Source organism: Euzebya pacifica, assembly GCF_003344865.1.
Taxonomy (GTDB): domain Bacteria; phylum Actinomycetota; class Nitriliruptoria; order Euzebyales; family Euzebyaceae; genus Euzebya; species Euzebya pacifica.
The window spans coordinates 5,509,149-5,525,546 of the sequence record NZ_CP031165.1; the positions used below are offsets into that span (position 1 = coordinate 5,509,149).

16 protein-coding genes are annotated in these 16,398 nt (G+C 71.3%); 6 read left to right on the forward strand and 10 right to left on the reverse strand.

The window, feature by feature from the left end:
- Positions 1-39 precede the first annotated feature (39 nt).
- The gene (pdhA, locus tag DVS28_RS23835; protein ID WP_114593684.1) at positions 40-1,143 is read right to left on the reverse strand and encodes a pyruvate dehydrogenase (acetyl-transferring) E1 component subunit alpha; all 1,104 of its coding nucleotides are present in this window, start codon (positions 1,141-1,143) and stop codon (positions 40-42) included.
- Between the two features lie 190 nt (positions 1,144-1,333).
- On the opposite strand from pdhA, the gene DVS28_RS23840 reads away from it, so the two are divergent.
- The 3 genes from DVS28_RS23840 (at position 1,334) to DVS28_RS23850 (ending at position 3,864) form a co-directional block, all read left to right on the forward strand.
- Positions 1,334-1,813: an Lrp/AsnC family transcriptional regulator gene (locus DVS28_RS23840; RefSeq protein WP_114593685.1), complete on the forward strand. Its 480-nt coding sequence runs from the start codon at positions 1,334-1,336 to the stop codon at positions 1,811-1,813.
- Positions 1,814-1,849: 36 nt separating this feature from the next.
- Entirely contained in the window at positions 1,850-2,944 is a 1,095-nt protein-coding gene (ligD, locus tag DVS28_RS23845; RefSeq protein ID WP_114593686.1) for a non-homologous end-joining DNA ligase, read from the forward strand.
- Between the two features lie 89 nt (positions 2,945-3,033).
- A complete protein-coding gene (locus DVS28_RS23850; protein WP_114593687.1) occupies positions 3,034-3,864 on the forward strand; it encodes an SDR family NAD(P)-dependent oxidoreductase in 831 nt (276 codons plus the stop codon).
- A 96-nt stretch (positions 3,865-3,960) separates the two neighbouring features.
- Here DVS28_RS23850 and DVS28_RS23855 read toward each other — a convergent pair whose 3' ends face one another.
- Entirely contained in the window at positions 3,961-4,962 is a 1,002-nt protein-coding gene (locus DVS28_RS23855; protein WP_114593688.1) for a hypothetical protein, read from the reverse strand.
- 65 nt (positions 4,963-5,027) lie between these two features.
- Here DVS28_RS23855 and DVS28_RS23860 point away from each other — a divergent pair, with 65 nt between their 5' ends.
- Positions 5,028-5,477 (forward strand): circadian clock KaiB family protein, encoded by a 450-nt coding sequence (locus tag DVS28_RS23860; RefSeq protein WP_216826258.1) that lies wholly within the window; start codon positions 5,028-5,030, stop codon positions 5,475-5,477.
- Between the two features lie 200 nt (positions 5,478-5,677).
- Positions 5,678-6,751: a Glu/Leu/Phe/Val family dehydrogenase gene (locus DVS28_RS23865; RefSeq protein WP_114593689.1), complete on the forward strand. Its 1,074-nt coding sequence runs from the start codon at positions 5,678-5,680 to the stop codon at positions 6,749-6,751.
- Between the two features lie 57 nt (positions 6,752-6,808).
- Here the strand turns inward: DVS28_RS23865 and purM are convergent, their stop codons facing one another.
- Both purM and purF read right to left on the reverse strand, forming a co-directional pair.
- Positions 6,809-7,849, reverse strand: a complete 1,041-nt coding sequence (gene purM, locus DVS28_RS23870; protein WP_114593690.1) for a phosphoribosylformylglycinamidine cyclo-ligase — start codon at positions 7,847-7,849, stop codon at positions 6,809-6,811.
- Positions 7,846-9,339 (reverse strand): amidophosphoribosyltransferase, encoded by a 1,494-nt coding sequence (purF, locus tag DVS28_RS23875; RefSeq protein ID WP_114594376.1) that lies wholly within the window; start codon positions 9,337-9,339, stop codon positions 7,846-7,848. Before purF ends, purM begins: the two co-directional genes overlap by 4 nt.
- Between purF and DVS28_RS23880 the strand changes: the two genes are divergently transcribed.
- A complete protein-coding gene (locus DVS28_RS23880) occupies positions 9,338-10,579 on the forward strand; it encodes a Kelch repeat-containing protein (protein ID WP_164710957.1) in 1,242 nt (413 codons plus the stop codon). The genes purF and DVS28_RS23880 overlap by 2 nt on opposite strands.
- A gap of 148 nt (positions 10,580-10,727) precedes the next feature.
- Here DVS28_RS23880 and purL read toward each other — a convergent pair whose 3' ends face one another.
- From purL to DVS28_RS23910, 6 genes are all read right to left on the reverse strand, one after another.
- Entirely contained in the window at positions 10,728-12,971 is a 2,244-nt protein-coding gene (gene purL, locus DVS28_RS23885) for a phosphoribosylformylglycinamidine synthase subunit PurL (RefSeq protein ID WP_114593692.1), read from the reverse strand.
- Between the two features lie 73 nt (positions 12,972-13,044).
- On the reverse strand, positions 13,045-13,704 hold the full coding sequence (gene purQ, locus DVS28_RS23890; protein ID WP_114593693.1) for a phosphoribosylformylglycinamidine synthase subunit PurQ: 660 nt from the start codon (positions 13,702-13,704) through the stop codon (positions 13,045-13,047).
- An 18-nt stretch (positions 13,705-13,722) separates the two neighbouring features.
- Entirely contained in the window at positions 13,723-14,256 is a 534-nt protein-coding gene (locus tag DVS28_RS23895) for a DUF305 domain-containing protein (protein ID WP_114594377.1), read from the reverse strand.
- Positions 14,257-14,408: 152 nt separating this feature from the next.
- Positions 14,409-15,167: a hypothetical protein gene (locus DVS28_RS23900; protein ID WP_114593694.1), complete on the reverse strand. Its 759-nt coding sequence runs from the start codon at positions 15,165-15,167 to the stop codon at positions 14,409-14,411.
- A gap of 5 nt (positions 15,168-15,172) precedes the next feature.
- Positions 15,173-15,418, reverse strand: coding sequence for a phosphoribosylformylglycinamidine synthase subunit PurS (purS, locus tag DVS28_RS23905; RefSeq protein WP_114593695.1), 246 nt, complete (start codon positions 15,416-15,418; stop codon positions 15,173-15,175).
- A gap of 1 nt (position 15,419) precedes the next feature.
- Positions 15,420-16,325: a phosphoribosylaminoimidazolesuccinocarboxamide synthase gene (locus tag DVS28_RS23910; RefSeq protein ID WP_114593696.1), complete on the reverse strand. Its 906-nt coding sequence runs from the start codon at positions 16,323-16,325 to the stop codon at positions 15,420-15,422.
- Positions 16,326-16,398: the final 73 nt, after the last annotated feature.

Here is a 16,398-nt window from a genome sequence, read left to right on the forward strand (position 1 = left end):
TCCCGACCCGGGGCCTCGGGGAGCCGACTGGCCGCTCGCCTAGCCCTCTCGGGCGGCCAGCTCGGCAGCCAGCAGGTCACGCTGGTCCAGCATCGACGCGGGCGGGTCGACGTAGACGTGCTCGAACATCTCCAACGGGTCGCCGTGTGGGGCGTCGAACATGCCGGCACGGAAGGTCCGCGCCGCGTCCTTGGCGTCCTCGACGACGGACTCGACGTCGGCCTCGCTGAGGACGCCCGCCCCCAGCATGTAGGTCTCGAGCCGCTCGATCGGGTCCCGCTTGCGCCACGACTCGACCTCGTCGCGGCTGCGATAGCGGGTGTCGTCGTCAGCGGTGGTGTGCGCCTCGGTCCGGTAGGTGATGGTCTCGATCAGGGTCGGCCCATCGCCCCGGGAGGCACGAGCGACCGCTGCCTTCGTCGCGGCGAACACGGCGAGCGCGTCGTTGCCGTCGACGCGGACGCCCGGCATGCCGTAGCCGACGGCCTTGTGCGCCATCGTGGGGGCCTTGGTCTGGTTGGCCAGCGGCACGCTGATGGCGTAGCCGTTGTTCTGCACGACGAAGATCGTCGGGGCGTCGAACACCGCGGCGAAGTTGAGCGCCTCGTGGAAGTCGCCCTCGCTGGTGCCGCCGTCGCCGCAGAAGGCCATGGCGACCACGTCGTCACCCGACATGGTGGCGGCCTGGGCAAGGCCCACGGCGTGCAGGCACTGGGTGGCGATCGGCGTGCAGTGCGGCATCACGCGGTACTCGGTGGGGTCCCAACCGGCGTGCCACGTCCCCTTGAACAGCGGCATCGCCTCGATCGGCGGGACACCTCGCGCGACGATGGCCACGGTCTCGCGATAGGAGGGGAACAGCCAGTCCTGCTCGCGCAGCGCCAGGACCGACCCGACCTGGCTGGCTTCCTGGCCAGCGGAGGACGGGAACACCGCCAGCTGGCCCTGCCGGGTCAGGTTGATCGCCTGCCGATCCACCGCCCGGACCATGTGCATCGTGGCGTGCAGGCGGCGCATGGTGTCGACGTCGGGCGTCTCGAAGCCCTCGACGTCCTGGAGCTCCCCGTCGTCGGTGAGCATCCGGACCAGCATCGGATGCGGCAGGAGCTGTTCGGCGTGCTTGGCGAGCAACGGCTCGGTCATGGGGGTCGCCTCCGGGGTCGCGTGTGGAGTCCATGGTGAGGGATATCCCGACGTTGGTGGGAAAACGCACCCGTTGTCGAGACGAATTGATCACCAACGACGCCGCAGACCACGGACCGTCTCGTCCACGCGCTAGATTGGCGGCCATGGTGAGAGGAATTGATCAGGCCACGCGACGAACGGACCGGCCGTGACGGCCTCCGGCCCGGGCCTGCCCGGACTGGGGTTGCCCGGACTGGACCCCGTCGATGCCGACCTCGTGGGACAGCTCCAGCGGGACGGGCGCATGTCGGTCAACGCGTTGGCCGAGGCCGTCGGCGTGTCGCGGGCCAACGCCTACCGCCGCCTGGATCGGCTGGCCGACGACGGCGTCATCACCGGCTACCGCGCCGAGGTCGACCCGGCCAAGGTGGGCCTGCCGGTCACGGTGCTGGTCCTGATCGGGGTCCAGCAGCGTCGTTGGCAGGACGTGCAGCGCTCGCTCGGCGACCTGCCGGGCCTGTCCTACCTCGCCGCCACGACGGGTGAGTTCGACTTCCTGGCCCTGGTTCGCCTCAGCGATGTCTCCCAGCTGCGCGATGTGGTCCTGGAACACCTGCAGACGACCGCCGGCGTGGTGTCCACGCGGACGGTCTTCGTGCTCGACGAGTCCGGCAGCCCCCGCCCCTGACCCTCGCCTGTCGTGGCCGTGTGGTGGACTGGACCCATGAGCGACGAGGTCCATCTCGATCTGGCCGGACACCCGGTGCGGATCACGAGTCACGACAAGGTCTTCTTCCCCCGGCGAGGCGAGACCAAGCTGGACCTGGTGCGCTACTACGAGGCGGTTGCCGAGCCGTTGATGGCCACGATGGGCGGCCGTCCCGTCCTGCTGGAGCGGTATCCCGACGGCGCGCGGGGCAAGAGCTTCTGGCAGAAGCGCGTCCCCAAGGGTGCACCGGAGTGGCTGCGCACGACCACCGTGCAGACCGTCAACGGCACCCCCTCCAACGCCATGGTCGCCGCCGACATCGCCCACGTCGCGTGGGCGGTCAACATGGGCTGTCTCGGCTTCCACGTGTGGCCGCTGCACGTCGACGACCGCGACGATGTCCTGACGTTCCCGGACCGGTCGACGTCGCGGATCGAGCACCCCGACATCGACGTGGAGCAGTGGGGCGGCGTGGACGAGCGGGAGATCGCTGACGAGCTGCGCATCGACCTCGACCCCACACCCACGATCGGCTTCGACGAGGCCCGTGCGGCCGCCCGGCTGCTGCAGGAGCTGCTGGAGGAGCTGGGCATCGCCGCGTTCCCGAAGACCACCGGCAAGCGGGGCATCCACGTCTACGTCCGCCTGGAGCCCCGCTGGGACTCCTACGAGGTGCGTGCGGCGGCGGTGGCGCTGGCCCGTGAGCTCGAGCGACGCCATCCGGAGACGGTCACCGCCGCGTGGTGGAAGGAGGAGCGTGGACCACGCGTCTTCGTCGACTACAACCAGAACGCGCCGCACAAGACGGTGTTCGGTGCGTGGTCGGTGCGCGCGAAGGTGGGCGGCCAGGTGTCGACGCCGTTCGCGTGGGAGGACCTCGACCGGATCGACCCCGACGAGCTGACCATCGAGACGGTGCCCCGCAGGCTCGCCGCCGACGGGGATCCGTGGGCGGCGATGTACGACGCCCCCCAGTCGCTGGACGTCCTGCTGGACATGCACGACGCGGACATGGCCGCCGGGCTGATGGACGCCCCATGGCCGCCCGTCTACCCGAAGATGCCCAACGAACCCTCCCGCGTCTCGCCCTCCCGGGCACGCAAGGACTAGGTGCTCGACGGCCAGGACCCCTCGGACGACAGCATCCAGTGCGCCATCAGCGAATGGCACATCATGTCCCGACGGTGTAGAACACCGATATGAAGGACTTCTCCACTCGGGTCGCCGCGATCACCGGAGCGGGGTCCGGCATCGGCCGTGCCCTCGCCGTCGAGCTGGCCGCATCCGGCTGCAACCTCGCCCTGTCCGACATCGACGCCGACGGCCTGGCCGGCACCGCCGAGCTGGTCGCGGACCGGAAGCTGGCCGTCACCACCGACGTCGTCGATGTCGCCGACCGCACGGCGATGCAGGCCTGGGCCGACGACACGGCCGAGGCCCACGGCGCGGTCCACCTCGTCGTCAACAACGCAGGTGTGGCGCTGGCCGGGACCGTGGAGGACACGCCGATGGAGGACTACGACTGGATCCTCGGGATCAACCTCTGGGGCGTCATCCACGGCACGAAGATGTTCATGCCCCACCTCCGGGCGGCCGAGGAAGGCCACATCGTCAACATCTCCTCGGTCTTCGGGCTGTTCGCCCAGCCGTCGCAGAGCGCGTACAACGCCACCAAGTTCGCCGTCCGCGGATTCACCGAGGCGCTGCGCCAGGAGCTGGACATGGACGGCGGCAACGTGTCGTGCACCTGTGTCCACCCCGGCGGCATCGACACCAACATCGCCCGGAACGCCCGGCTCGACAAGAGCCTCGCCGACGTCATGCCCGGGGATCAGGAGGATGTTCGCGAGGGCTTCCAGAAGGCGTTGCACGTCAGCCCCGAGGTGGCGGCCAGGCGCATCCTCAAGGGCGTCCGTCGCAACGCACGCCGCGTCCTCATCGGTCCCGAGGCCTACGCCGTCGACGCCATGCAGCGTGTCCTGCCGACGGCGTATCAACGGCTCGTCCCGCTGAGCACCAAGCTGCTCTGAGGTAGGCGTCGGCGAGCCGAACAACGGATGGTGGTCGCCGTGCCGCCCCCCGTACAGGCCGGAACGGCGACCACCGATGGGGAATACCCCTGCGGATCAGCCGTCCTTACGCTCCAGTTCCGTCAACGTCTCCTGGGCGACCGACAGCGCCTCCTCGGCCTCGGCCAGGGCCGCATCGGCCGGCCCGACCGCCGCGTCGGTCTCGGATGCCACGTCCAGGGCGGCGCGGACGGCCGCGTCCGCGCGCTGTACCTCGGCTTCGCGCGCCTTGAGCACCCGCCTGGCCTCTGCCGCGGCATCCACGGCCTGCTGTCGGGCCGCCTCGGCGGCTGCGGCCTGCTCGGCTGCCCTGGTCGCGCGACGGCGCGCCCCGGCGGCGGTGGAGATCCGCTCGTCGCGTGTGGCACGCAGCCGGACGATGGTGCGTCGCAGCGTGGCGGCCTCGGCTGCCCTACGACGTTCCTCGGCCATGCGTGCCGCATCGGTTGCAGCGGCCTCCTCTGCCGCGGCGGAGGCGTCGTCATCCGGGGCCTGATCAGGCGCCGGTGCCGTCTCGGCCCCCGGCGTTGCCTCGTGGGGTTCGCCTCGACCGTCTGCCACCACCGACAGCGGCGCGAACCCGGTGAGGGCCAGCGTCGGGTCGGCGGTGTCGGCCGCGCGCGACAGGGTCCCCCGGCGGACGTCCTCGGCGAGCGCGTCGTCGACCGCGGCGGCCTGCAGCGTCCGCTGCACCGCGTCTCGAACCGCGACCGGCCACGAGGTTGCGTCCGGCGCCGCGGCGAGGACCGCATCGATGGCGTCGTGATGGGCCCTGACGGCCCCGCGGACGTCGACGCCGCTGACGCCGCTGAGCGCCCGCCGCTGCGCCGTCGCGAGGGCCTCACCGGCGACCATCGACGCCTCGACCAGATCGGGGTGGGTCCGGGCCAGGTGGTTGATGGCCGCCGCCGCGACCGTCGGACGCCGCAACGCCTTCACCGCCGCGGCCGTGCTGCGGTCCCCCCGTGCCCGCAGCTCGGCCACGAGCGCATCCCGGCGCGCAACGAAGTCCGCGGGAGTCGCGTCGTAGAGCTCGATGGCGACAGCAGGTACCGGCACAGGGCGAGCATGCCACCACCGGCGCACGGCTCCAGTCGTTCCCGTCCGACTGTTCGTAATCGCTCGTGTCAGCTATCGTCACGGACAGCCCGCCCCTCCCGCCGGGGCTGGCCAACGCCTTCACGACAGCGGTCCCCCGCCGCAACTCGGAAGCCACCCCCCTCACCATGATGGATGACCCCGATGTCCTTCGGTTGACGTTGTACGTCGCCGGGCGGACACCGCGCGCGGAACGGGCCCTCGTGAACCTGCGGCGGATCGTCGAGCACGAGCTGCACATGCCGTTCGAGCTGGACATCATCGACGTCCTGGAACGTCCCGACCTGGCGGAGGACGCCCTGATCCTCGCCACGCCGACGCTGGTGAAGGAGTCGCCGCTGCCCGGACGCCGTTTGATCGGTGACCTCTCCGACACGCATCGGGTGATGGCTGGACTGCACCTTCCCGCGACGTCGCCCTCCGAGCCCGCTGGCGGAAGCGACCCCGCGGGCGGAAGCGACGAGGTCCGTACCTGACCGGTCCGGGGTCCTCCTGCCGGGCAGGGCCGACGAGGCGGACGGCTCGGTACCATCCACTGTCGTCCGCCGTCGCGGACGACCACCGCGAGCACCCACCGATCGAGGCAACCCCTGCGGTCGAGGCTGCTCGGGGCACGCTTTCGCCGGCGACGGTGAGGATCCACCGCCCGGCCCGAACCCATCGGGGTGTCACCCACATGCCAGGAACTTTCTCCCAGCTCAACGGCCACGAACAGGTCGTCTTCGGCCATGACGAGGCCTCGGGGCTGCGCTGCATCATCGCCATCCACTCCACGGTCCTCGGGCCGGCGCTCGGCGGGACGCGCATGTACCCCTACGACAGCGAGGAGGATGCGCTCGTCGACGTCCTCCGGCTGTCCCGTGGCATGACCTACAAGTCCGCGGTCACCGGTCTGGACCTCGGGGGCGGCAAGGCCGTCATCATCGGTGACCCGGCGACGGACAAGACCGAGGCGCTGCTGCGGGCGTACGGCCGGATGATCGAGTCGCTGAACGGCCGCTACGTGACGGCGTGCGACGTCGGCACGTACTCCGCCGACATGGGCATCATCGGTCGCGAGACCCGGTGGGCGACCGGGTCGGAGGTCGTCGAGGGTGGGTCGGGCGACTCCGGTGTCATGACGGCCCTCGGGACCTATGTCGGGATCAAGGCCTGCGCCGAGCGCGTGTTCGACGACGCGTCGATGGCCGGCCGCCACGTGGCCATCCAGGGGGTCGGCAAGGTCGGCCGTCGGCTGGCGGAGCACCTCGCCGAGGAGGGCTGCAAGCTGACCGTCGCCGACGTCAACGAGGACGCCACCGCTGACCTGGCCGACCGCCTCGGCGCCGATGTGGTTGCCGTCGAGGACATCCACGCCGTCGACGCCGATGTCTTCAGCCCCAACGCGATGGGGGCCGTGATCAACGACGCGACCATCCCGCGGCTGCAGTGCCGCATCGTGGCCGGGGCCGCCAACAACCAGCTGGCCGACGCCCGGCACGGCCAGGTGCTGGCCGACGCCGGTGTCCTGTACGCGCCCGACTACGTGATCAACGCCGGCGGTGTCATCCAGGTCGGCGACGAGCTGCACCCCGACGGCTACTCCGCCGACCGGGTCCGCGCCCGCGTCGAGCGGATCGGCGAACGGCTCGCCGCGGTCTTCGTCACCGCCGAGCGCGAGGGCCTGCCCACCGCCGAGGCCGCCGACCACGTCGCCGAGGAGCGCATGGCGGCTGTCGGTCGCCTGCGCAGCTTCCACCTGCCTCGTTAGGACCTGACGCACGAACGCCCCCTTCGAACGGAGGGGGCGTTGTCGTGCGGGCTGATCTCAGGAGAGGCGGACGCCTGCCGGCCCGGTGACGCGGCCCATGACCCACGCCTCGACGTCGTGCTCCGACAGCAGGCCAACGGCGGCCTCGACCGCGTGCTCGGGCACCACGGCCACCATGCCCACACCCATGTTGAAGACGCGGAACATCTCCTCGCGCTCGACCTGGCCCAACCGGCCCATGAGCTCGAACAGCGGCCCCGGGGTCCAGCTGGACGTGTCGACGTCGGCGCCGAGCGACTCAGGCAGGACGCGGGGCAGGTTGCCCGGCAGCCCGCCGCCGGTGACGTGGCACAGCGCGTTGACGAGGCCGGCCTCGGCGAGGGCAAGGCATGGCTTGGTGTAGATCGCCGTCGGCTCCAGCAGCGCATCGCCCAGCGGGCGGTCCAGGCCGTGGTGCTCCGACAGGTCGAGGCCCTCCACGAGCCGACGTGCCAGGGAGTAGCCGTTGGAGTGCAGGCCGGACGCGGCCATCCCGATCAGCACGTCACCGTCCGACACGCGGTGCGGCCCGAGGATGGCGTCCTTCTCGACCATGCCCACGGCGAAGCCGGCAAGGTCGTAGTCGGTGGCAGGCATGACGCCGGGATGTTCGGCGGTCTCGCCGCCGACCAGCGCGCAGCCGGCCCTGACGCAGCCCTCGGCGATACCGGCGACCAGCTCGGTGACCACGTCGGGATCGAGCTTGCCGATGGCGACGTAGTCGAGGAACACCTGCGGCTCGGCGCCGGAGACCACGATGTCGTCGACGACCATCGCGACCAGGTCGATGCCGACGGTGTCGTGGCGGCCGAGCTGTCGGGCGATGGCCAGCTTGGTGCCGACCCCGTCGGTGGCGGTCACGATGACCGGCTTGCGGTAGCGCTCGGTGTCCAGCTCGAACAGGCCACCGAAGCCGCCGATGGTGTCCAGCACGCCGGGGCGGGTGGTCCGGGCGACATGCGGCTTGATGCGCTCGACGACGTCGTCGGCGGCGTCGAGGTCCACACCGGCGGACGCGTAGGTCTCACCCCCCGTGGGGGTCGTGTCGTGGCTGCTCACTGGGCGGTGTCCCACAGCGTCGCCATGGACGCCTTGCCGCGTTCGCGCTGCAGTGCCTCCACGGGGATCGGGTACTCGCCGTCGAAGCAGGCCCGGCACAGCGAGTCCTTGGGACGCTTGGTCGTCTCGATGAGTCCCTCCAGGGACAGGTAGGCCAGCGAGTCGGCCTTCAGGTACGCCCGGATCTCGTCGACCTCCATACCGGCGCCGATCAGCTCGGCGCGGCTGGCCATGTCGATGCCGTAGAAGCACGGCCACTTGATCGGGGGGGCAGTGATGCGCAGGTGCACCTCGGCGGCGCCGGCGGCTCGCAGCATGGCGACCAGCTGGCGAGAGGTGTTGCCCCGCACGATGGAGTCGTCGACGACGACCAGTCGCTGGCGGGCGATGACGTCGGTCAGCGGGTTGAGCTTCAGCCGGATGCCGAGCTGGCGCAACGACTGGGTGGGCTGGATGAAGGTGCGACCGACGTAACGGTTCTTCGTCAGGCCCTCGGCGTAGGGGATGCCGCTTGCTGCGGAGTACCCGCCGGCGGCAGCCATGCCCGAGTCGGGAACGGGGATGACGAGGTCGGCCTCGACCGGCGCCTCCGACGCGAGCAGCTCGCCCATGCGGCGCCGGGCGGCGTACACCGACGTCTCGTCGGTCATGTGGTCGGGGCGGGCGATGTAGACGTACTCGAAGACGCAGCCCTTGGGCTGGGGCTCCTCGAAGTGGCGGCTGCGCAGGCCGCCTGCGTCGATGGTGACGATCTCGCCCGGCTCGACGTCACGGACGCGGACCGCGCCGACGATGTCGAGGGCCGCGGTCTCGCTGGCGACGACCCAGCCCCCACGCGCCAGCCGGCCGATGACCAGCGGACGGACCCCGTGGGGGTCCCGCGCCGCATGCACCGCGTGCTCGTCCATGACCACCAGGGAGTAGGCCCCGGCGACCTTGGGCAGGACCTTGGCCATCGCCGCGTCCGTGGAGCCCTCGTGGGCGTCGCAGATCATCGCCGTCAGCAGGTCGGAGTCGCTGGTGCACTTGTCCCCGGCAGGGCCGAGGTCGCGGGCAAGCGCGCCGGTGTTGGTCAGGTTGCCGTTGTGGCCGACGGAGATCGCGGTGCCGTCCGGCGTCGTCCGGAAGGTCGGCTGGGCGTTGTCCCAGGTCGACGCGCCGGTCGTGGAGTAGCGGACGTGCCCGATGCCCTGGTGGCCGTCGAGGGCCGCCAGCCGGGTCTCGTCGAAGACCTGGTTGACCAGGCCCATCTCCTTGGTGACCAGGATGGAGGTGCCGTCGCTCACGGCGATGCCCGCAGACTCCTGACCACGGTGCTGCAGCGCGTACAGACCGTAGTAGCAGAGCTTCGCGGCGTGCTCGGTGGGGGCGTAGACAGCGAAGACCCCGCAGGCGTCACGAGGCCCGGTGTGGGGGGAGGAGCTCACGCCACACAGGGTAACGGGCGGCACGGTGGCATGGAGACCCGCGATACTGTCCTGCAGACGCATGACGCCACCGGAGCCGGTCGCGGGGTCATCCGCGAGCACGTTCGAGGAGGGGACGCCTCCTCGACGACGTTGGCTCGGGCTGGTGCTGGCCGTGCTCGTGCTGGTCGGCATGGGCTGGCTGGCCCGTCCTGCACCCGAGCCGCCTCCCGAGCTGGTGGTCTCGGAGTCCCCCGAGCCCACGCTGTCGGCGACGGCAACCCCCGAGCCGGAGGACACCCGACCGCCCGTGGCCACCGGCCGCTGGACGGTCCTGTCGCCGGTCGAGGCGCCCGCGCGCACCCGCCAGACCATGCTGTGGACCGGCAGCGACGTGCTGGTCTTCGGCGGCCAGCCCGACCCCGGGCCGGACACCGGGCTGGTGCTCGATCCGGACGCCGACACGTGGCGACGGATGGCGGAGTCGCCGATCGGCAGCCGCAGCGGCCACACCGCCGTGTGGACGGGACGGGAGATGATCGTGTTCGAGGGTGCACCGGTCGGACAGTTCGCGGCGGTGGTCTCCCAGGACGTCGATGGCGCCGCCTACGACCCGGCCACCGACACCTGGCGGGAGATCGCGCGGGCCCCGGTCAACCCGCGGTCGGGCCACGTCGCGCTGTGGACAGGGGAAGAGATGCTGGTCTTCGGCGGCTCGCGGACGTTCGAGACCAACGTGCAGGCCGGGGCCTACGACCCGGACACCGACACGTGGCGGCTGACGGCGCCGGCCCCGTTGCCGCGCGGGTTCGGCTTGATCGCCGGGGTGTGGACCGGGGAGGAGGCGGTCTTCTGGACCGGCAGGGGCCCGGAGGACGTCGCGGCCTACGACCCGGCCACCGACACCTGGCGGCTGCTGCCCCCCTCACCCGTGGGCATGCGGTCGGTGGCAGCGACGTGGACGGGCAGGGAGATGATCCTGCTCGGCGTGCCGGAGGCGGGCAGCGAGGACATCGGCGGCATGGCCCTGGACATGGAGGAGGAGCGATGGACCGTGCTGCCGCCCTCCCCCCAGGCGTTCGCCGCCACGCGGGTGGCGGAGTGGACGGGGGAACAAGTCGTGATGCTCGGCGGCCCGCAGGACCAGCCGGGTGTGGCGTGGACGCCGGCCCGGGCGACGTGGGAGATGTTGCCGCCCGCGCCGCAGCCGGCCACCAGCGGCCACAGCGCCGTCTGGATCGGTGACTCGCTGCTGCTGTGGGGCGGCTTCACCGCCGAGTGGCCGACGGCGACCGGCGCGGTCTGGACCCCCACCCCCGGCTGACGCCCCGGAGCTTGTCGGGTTGTGGGCCGCCCGGCGCAAACACCCGACACGCGTCGCGGTTGGGCCGGCCGAGTCACCTACCGCTTGTCGGGTTGTGGGCCGCCCGGCGCAAACACCCGACACGCGGCCGGGAGCGCCGCCGGACGGACTAGGCGCCGAACAGGTCGGGGAGGACGCGGGCCCGGCGGGCGGTCAGGTCGTCGAGGTCCAGGTCGAGGGTGCCGCCGACCAGGCGACGGGCGGCCGTGGTCATGCCGACCGGCTCGAGGTGCAGGTCGTGCTCGGCCGCCAGGGCCTGCAGGCCACGGATGTCGTCGGTGGAGACCACGACGCGGGACGGCGACTCGGAGAACCACAGCTGGGATTCCGGCAGCGCATCGGGCAGGTCGACGGTGATGCCGAAGTCGGCCCCGCAGGACTCCACGAGGTTGGCCAGCAGCCCGCCGTCGGCGATGTCGTGGGCGCTCTTCACGACGTCGCCCTCAGCGGCCGCGGCCAGGAAGGCATGCAGCCGCTTCTCCAGCGCCAGGTCGATGGATGACAGCCGTCCGGCGATGCGGTCGTTGGTGACCCAGTCCCACTCGCTGCCGGCAAGGCCCGGGGCGGTGGGGGCCCCGACGATCACGACGGCGTGGCCGGCCCCGGCGAATCGCGAGCCCAGCGGCCTGGTGACGTCGGGGTGGATGCCGAGGATGCCCATGACCGGGGTCGGATGGACGGCCACGTCACCGGTCTGGTTGTAGAAGCTGACGTTGCCGCCGGTGATCGGCGTGCCGAGCGCGACGCAGGCCTCGCCCATGCCGGTGATCACGTCACGGAACTGGCCCATGATCTCGGGGCGCTCGGGCGAGCCGAAGTTCAGGCAGTTGGTGGCCGCGACCGGGGTGGCCCCGGTGCAGGCGACGTTGCGGGCGGCCTCGGCGACGACGCGACGGGCACCCTCGGTGGGGTCCAGCGCACACAGGCGGCCGTTGCCGTCGGTGGCCATGGCGATGCCGCGCTTGACGCCGGGCTCGAGGCGCAGGACGGCTGCGTCCCCACCGATGCCGGCGACGGTGCCGTGGCCGACGATGGAGTCGTACTGCTGGGTGACCCAGTCGGCGGGCACGAGGTTGGGGGACAGCAGGACGGCCTCGGCGTGGGCGGTCAGGTCACCCTCGGGGGCCTCGGCGTCGACGTCGACATCGGCGTTCGGGTGCACCCAGTCGCGGACCGGCCGCTCGTAGGTGGGGCCGTCGTGGGCCAACGAGCCGGCGGGGGCGTCGTGGACCAGCTCGCCACGGCGGGTGAAGACCAGCCGCTCGCCCTCCACGACCCTGCCGATGGGGGTGGCGTCGATCTGCCAGCGACGGCAGATCTCCAGCACCTCGTCGAGGCGGTCGGGGGAGACCAGCGCCAGCATGCGTTCCTGGGACTCCGAGCAGAGGATCTCCCACGCGTCCATCGACGCCTCGCGCAGCAGCACGTCGTCGAGGTCGACGCTCATGCCGAGCCCCGCCGCCGACGCCATCTCCGAGGTGGAGCAGGCGATGCCGGCGGCGCCCATGTCCTGGATGCCCGACAGCAGGTCGGTGCGGTACAGCTCGAGGCACGACTCGATCAGCTGCTTGCCGGCGAAGGGGTCGCCGACCTGGACGTTGGGTCGCTTGGTGTCGTCGACGCCGTCCTCGCCGAACTCCTCCGACGCAAGGATCGAGGCGCCGCCGATGCCGTCGCGGCCGGTGCGCTGGCCGATGAGGACGGCGATGTCGCCGGTGTTCTCGGCGCGGGCCAGCTGGATGTTGTCGGCGGGCAGCGTGCCGACGCAGAAGACGTTGACCAGCGGGTTGCCGTTGTAGCAGGGGTCGAAGGACAGCTCGCCGCCGACGGTGGGCACCCCGATGGAGTTGCCGTAGTGGGAGATGCCGCGGACCACGCCGTCGACGACCCACTTGGTCTTGTCCAGCGTCGGGTCACCGAACCGCAGCGGGTCCATCAGCGCGATCGGGCGTGCGCCCATCGTCAGGATGTCGCGGATGATCCCGCCGACCCCGGTGGCCGCACCCTGGAAGGGCTCGACGAAGGAGGGATGGTTGTGGGACTCGATCTTGAACGTGACCGCCATCCCGTCGCCGACGTCGACCACGCCAGCGTTCTCGCCGGGGCCGACGAGGATGCGGTCGCCCTCGGTCGGCAGGGTCTTGAGGTAGATCTTGGAGGACTTGTAGGAGCAGTGCTCGGACCACATCACCGAGTACGTGCCCAGCTCCGCCGGGGAGGGCTGGCGGCCCAGCGTCTCGACGATCCGGTCGAACTCGTCGTCGGTCAGGCCGAGCTCGGCGGCCAGCGTGCGGGGATCTGGCGCGGGGGCAGGAGTCGGCTGCGCGGATGCGTGGTCGTGAGTCGTGCTCATACTGCCGAGGAGGGTACGCGCTGTGATCCGGACCGGCCCATCGCGGGGGTGGCCAGCAGCCCGGCCCGACGGCTCAGGCCGGGACGGACACCCCGACGAGGCGGTCCAGCAGGAAGGCCTTGCCGTCGGTGGAGCCGAGCAGCGCATCGACGGCGTGCTCGGGGTGTGGCATGAGGCCTGCGACGTTGCCCGTCTCGTTGGTGACCCCGGCGATGTTGTCGACGCTGCCGTTGGGGTTGGCGGCCTCGTCGACGGTCCCGTCGGCGTGGCAGTACCGCAGCAGCACCTGGCCGTTGGCGGCCAGCGCGGCCGGGTCGTCGTGCACGAACCGTCCCTCGCCGTTCTTCAGCGGGATGTCGATGACACGACCCTCGGGGCCCCACGACAGGTGCTGGTTGCGGTGCACGAACCGCAGGCCGGAGTTGCGGGTCAGGGCACCCGGCAGCAGGCCGGCCTCGCAGAGGACCTGGAAGCCGTTGCAGATGCCGAGGACCCGGCCGCCCTGCTCGGCGAACTCCACGACCGACGTCATGGCCGGGGAGAACCGGGCGATGGCGCCGGCGCGCAGGTAGTCACCGTAGGAGAAACCGCCGGGCACGACGACGGCGTCGACGCCCTGGAGGTCGGCGTCGCCGTGCCACAGGCGGACGGGGTCGTGGCCGATCTGCTCGACCGCGTACGCGGTGTCGCGGTCGTCGCAGGTGCCCGGGAAGGTGACGATGCCGATACGCATGCCGGGCAGGGTACCCGGTCAGTCCAGCGGGTTGCCCTCCGGCGGGTTCTCGACCTCGAACTCGGGCACCGGCCGGTCACGACCCTCTTCGATGGTCTCCGCGACACCGTTCAGTTCGATGTCGGCGATCAGCCACTCCATCTCCTGGATCTCCCGACGCTGCGCCCGGATGATCTCGTCGGCCAGCTGCTGGACCCGGACGTCGTCGATGCCGGCGCGGGTGGAGGTGAGGACCGCGATCGAGTGGTGCGGGATCATCGCCTTCATGTACTCGTTGTCGTCGACGGTCACCTGGCTGCGGACGAAGAACAACGAGCCGGCGAACACGATGACCGACCCGATGACGATGGCGGTGTTCAGCCCCTTGCTGCTGTACATGCGCCACATGAAGCCGAGCATGATGGCCGACATGGTCGAGCCCATGAGCAGGGCCATCCACGCGCGGGTCTCGCTCCACTGGATGTGGCCCCAGGCGTAGGTGTTGAGGTACATCAGGACGAACATGACCACCGTCGAGGTGGCGATCATGGCGAAGAAGCGGCCGTAGCCCATGCCGCCCCCGCCGTCGTCGCCGTTGTGGTCCTGGCGTGACGGCTCGGCTGCGCTCAGGTCGATCTCGTGGTTGACGTCCTGCATGGGAGGGACCTCCTGGAGTGGGGCGGATTCACTCCAGTGCCTTCCCGTTCGGGCAACCCCGAAACGCGTTACGGCCGGAACCCTTCGGCCTCCAACGCCGCCAGCGGGTCGTCCAGCGCCAGCAGCGCCGCGGCGTCGTTGCATGCCCGGGACCGGTCCTCGGGCAGGAACATCCGGCTGCAGATCTCCGCTTCCGCCTCGCGGGCGACGAGGGCGCCGGCGGCGGTGCCGACGGGCTCCTCCAGCCAGGTCGTGTCGTGCACGATCAGCGGGCCGATCCAGAGCGGGTCGGTCCCGCCACGGGCCAGCCGGGCGTTGACCAGCACCAGCGGCACCTCACCAGCGGTGTCCAGCGTCGAGTCGACGCCGGTCGCCTCGAACTGGGCGAACCGCACGACCCCGCCGGCCTGGGCGAAGGCCTGCAGGCGACGGGCGATGTCACCGGGCAGGACCAGCTCGCACAGCTCGTCGACGGCCCGCCCGATCCGGTCGATGTCACCTGCGGTGCCGCCCGCGCGGATCCCCTCCAGCAGCGAGCACCCGGGTGCCAGCTCGAGCGGGTCGAGGTCCCCGACGTTGAGGTCACCGACCGCGGTGGTCAGCGTCGACCCCTCCACCGGCGGCGGACGACGCGCGGCAACCGGGACCTCCTCGGGCCCGAAGGCCACGAACGCCCAGATCAGCACGCCGATCGCAGCCGGGATGGCTGCCAGGCCGAGCAGGACGAACCAGCGAGGCAGCAACGGGTCCTCGAGCTCGCCGGTCCGCGCTCCCTCGTAGACCGACACGGTCCGACGGGGGCCGCGCTGCGGCGTGGATCCCGCCACGCGGGCTAGCCGTCGACGACGGTGACGGTGTAGGCCTCGATCACCGGGTTGGCCAGCAGCTTGTCGGCCACGGCCTCGGCGAGGCCCTCGGCGTCGGCCACGTCGTCGTCGATCACCAGCTCGATGTGCTTGCCGATGCGCACCTCGGCGACCCCCTCGAAGCCCATGGTGGGGAGGGCGCGCTCGACGGCCTGGCCCTGCGGGTCCAGGATCTCGTGCTTCAGCATCACATCGACGTTCACGCGGGGCATGTCAGGTCCAGTCGGAGAAGGGGAGGCCGGTGAGCAGCTCGTAGGCCTCAACGTATCGGGAGCGGGTGCGCTGCACGATCTCGTCGGGCAGCTCGGGGCCGGGAGGGGTCTTGTCCCAGTCCAGCGTCTCGAGCCAGTCGCGGACGTACTGCTTGTCGAACGACCGCTGGGCGCGTCCGGGTTCGTAGTCGTCGGCTGGCCAGAAGCGAGACGAGTCGGGGGTCAGCACCTCGTCGATGAGGACGATCTCGCCGTCGACGAGGCCGAACTCGAACTTGGTGTCGGCGAGGATGATGCCGCGCTGGCGAGCGTGGTCGGCCGCCCGGCCGTACAGCTCCAGGGTCAGGCCGCGGACACGGTCGGCGACCTCTCGGCCGACGATGCCGGCGGCGGTGGCGAAGTCGATGTTCTCGTCGTGGTCGCCGAGCTCGGCCTTGGTCGCCGGGGTGAACAGCACCTCGGGCAGGCGGTCGGACTCCTGCAGGCCCTCTGGCAGGTCGATGCCGCACACGGTCCCGTCCGCGAGGTATTCCTTCCAGCCCGAGCCGGACAGGTACCCGCGGGCCACGCACTCGATGGCCAGCGGCTGCGCCCGGCGGCACAACATCGACCGACCAGCGAGGAGGTCGGCGTGGTCGGCCAGCCCCTCGGGGAAGGTCGCGGGGTCGGTGGCGATCAGGTGGGTGGTGACGACGTCGTCGAGCTGCTGCAGCCAGAACGCGGTCATGGCCGTCAGCACCTTGCCCTTGTCGGGGATGGGTGTGGGCATGACGACGTCGAACGCGCTGATCCGGTCGCTGGCGACCAGCAGCAGCTGGTCCTCGCCGACCGCGAAGATCTCGCGGACCTTGCCGGCCCCGAGGCGCGTGACGCCGGGGAGGCCGGCGAGGGAGTCGAGTTCGCTCATGGCCGCCGAGGGTAAAGGACCGGAGCGGCTGTTCCACACGTCCGTCAGGTTGCCGACCCCCGAGCCGTACCCC

Coding starts and splice junctions, on each gene's coding strand:
- pdhA (WP_114593684.1), bottom strand. CDS start 1,143: ATGACCGAGCCGTTGCTCGCCAAGCACGCCGAACAGCTCCTGCCGCAT.
- DVS28_RS23850 (WP_114593687.1), top strand. CDS start 3,034: ATGAAGGACTTCTCCACTCGGGTCGCCGCGATCACCGGAGCGGGGTCC.
- DVS28_RS23865 (WP_114593689.1), top strand. CDS start 5,678: ATGCCAGGAACTTTCTCCCAGCTCAACGGCCACGAACAGGTCGTCTTC.
- purL (WP_114593692.1), bottom strand. CDS start 12,971: ATGAGCACGACTCACGACCACGCATCCGCGCAGCCGACTCCTGCCCCC.
- purF (WP_114594376.1), bottom strand. CDS start 9,339: ATGCGTCTGCAGGACAGTATCGCGGGTCTCCATGCCACCGTGCCGCCC.
- ligD (WP_114593686.1), top strand. CDS start 1,850: ATGAGCGACGAGGTCCATCTCGATCTGGCCGGACACCCGGTGCGGATC.
- DVS28_RS23895 (WP_114594377.1), bottom strand. CDS start 14,256: ATGGGCTACGGCCGCTTCTTCGCCATGATCGCCACCTCGACGGTGGTC.
- DVS28_RS23880 (WP_164710957.1), top strand. CDS start 9,338: ATGACGCCACCGGAGCCGGTCGCGGGGTCATCCGCGAGCACGTTCGAG.
- purS (WP_114593695.1), bottom strand. CDS start 15,418: ATGCCCCGCGTGAACGTCGATGTGATGCTGAAGCACGAGATCCTGGAC.
- purQ (WP_114593693.1), bottom strand. CDS start 13,704: ATGCGTATCGGCATCGTCACCTTCCCGGGCACCTGCGACGACCGCGAC.
- DVS28_RS23910 (WP_114593696.1), bottom strand. CDS start 16,325: ATGAGCGAACTCGACTCCCTCGCCGGCCTCCCCGGCGTCACGCGCCTC.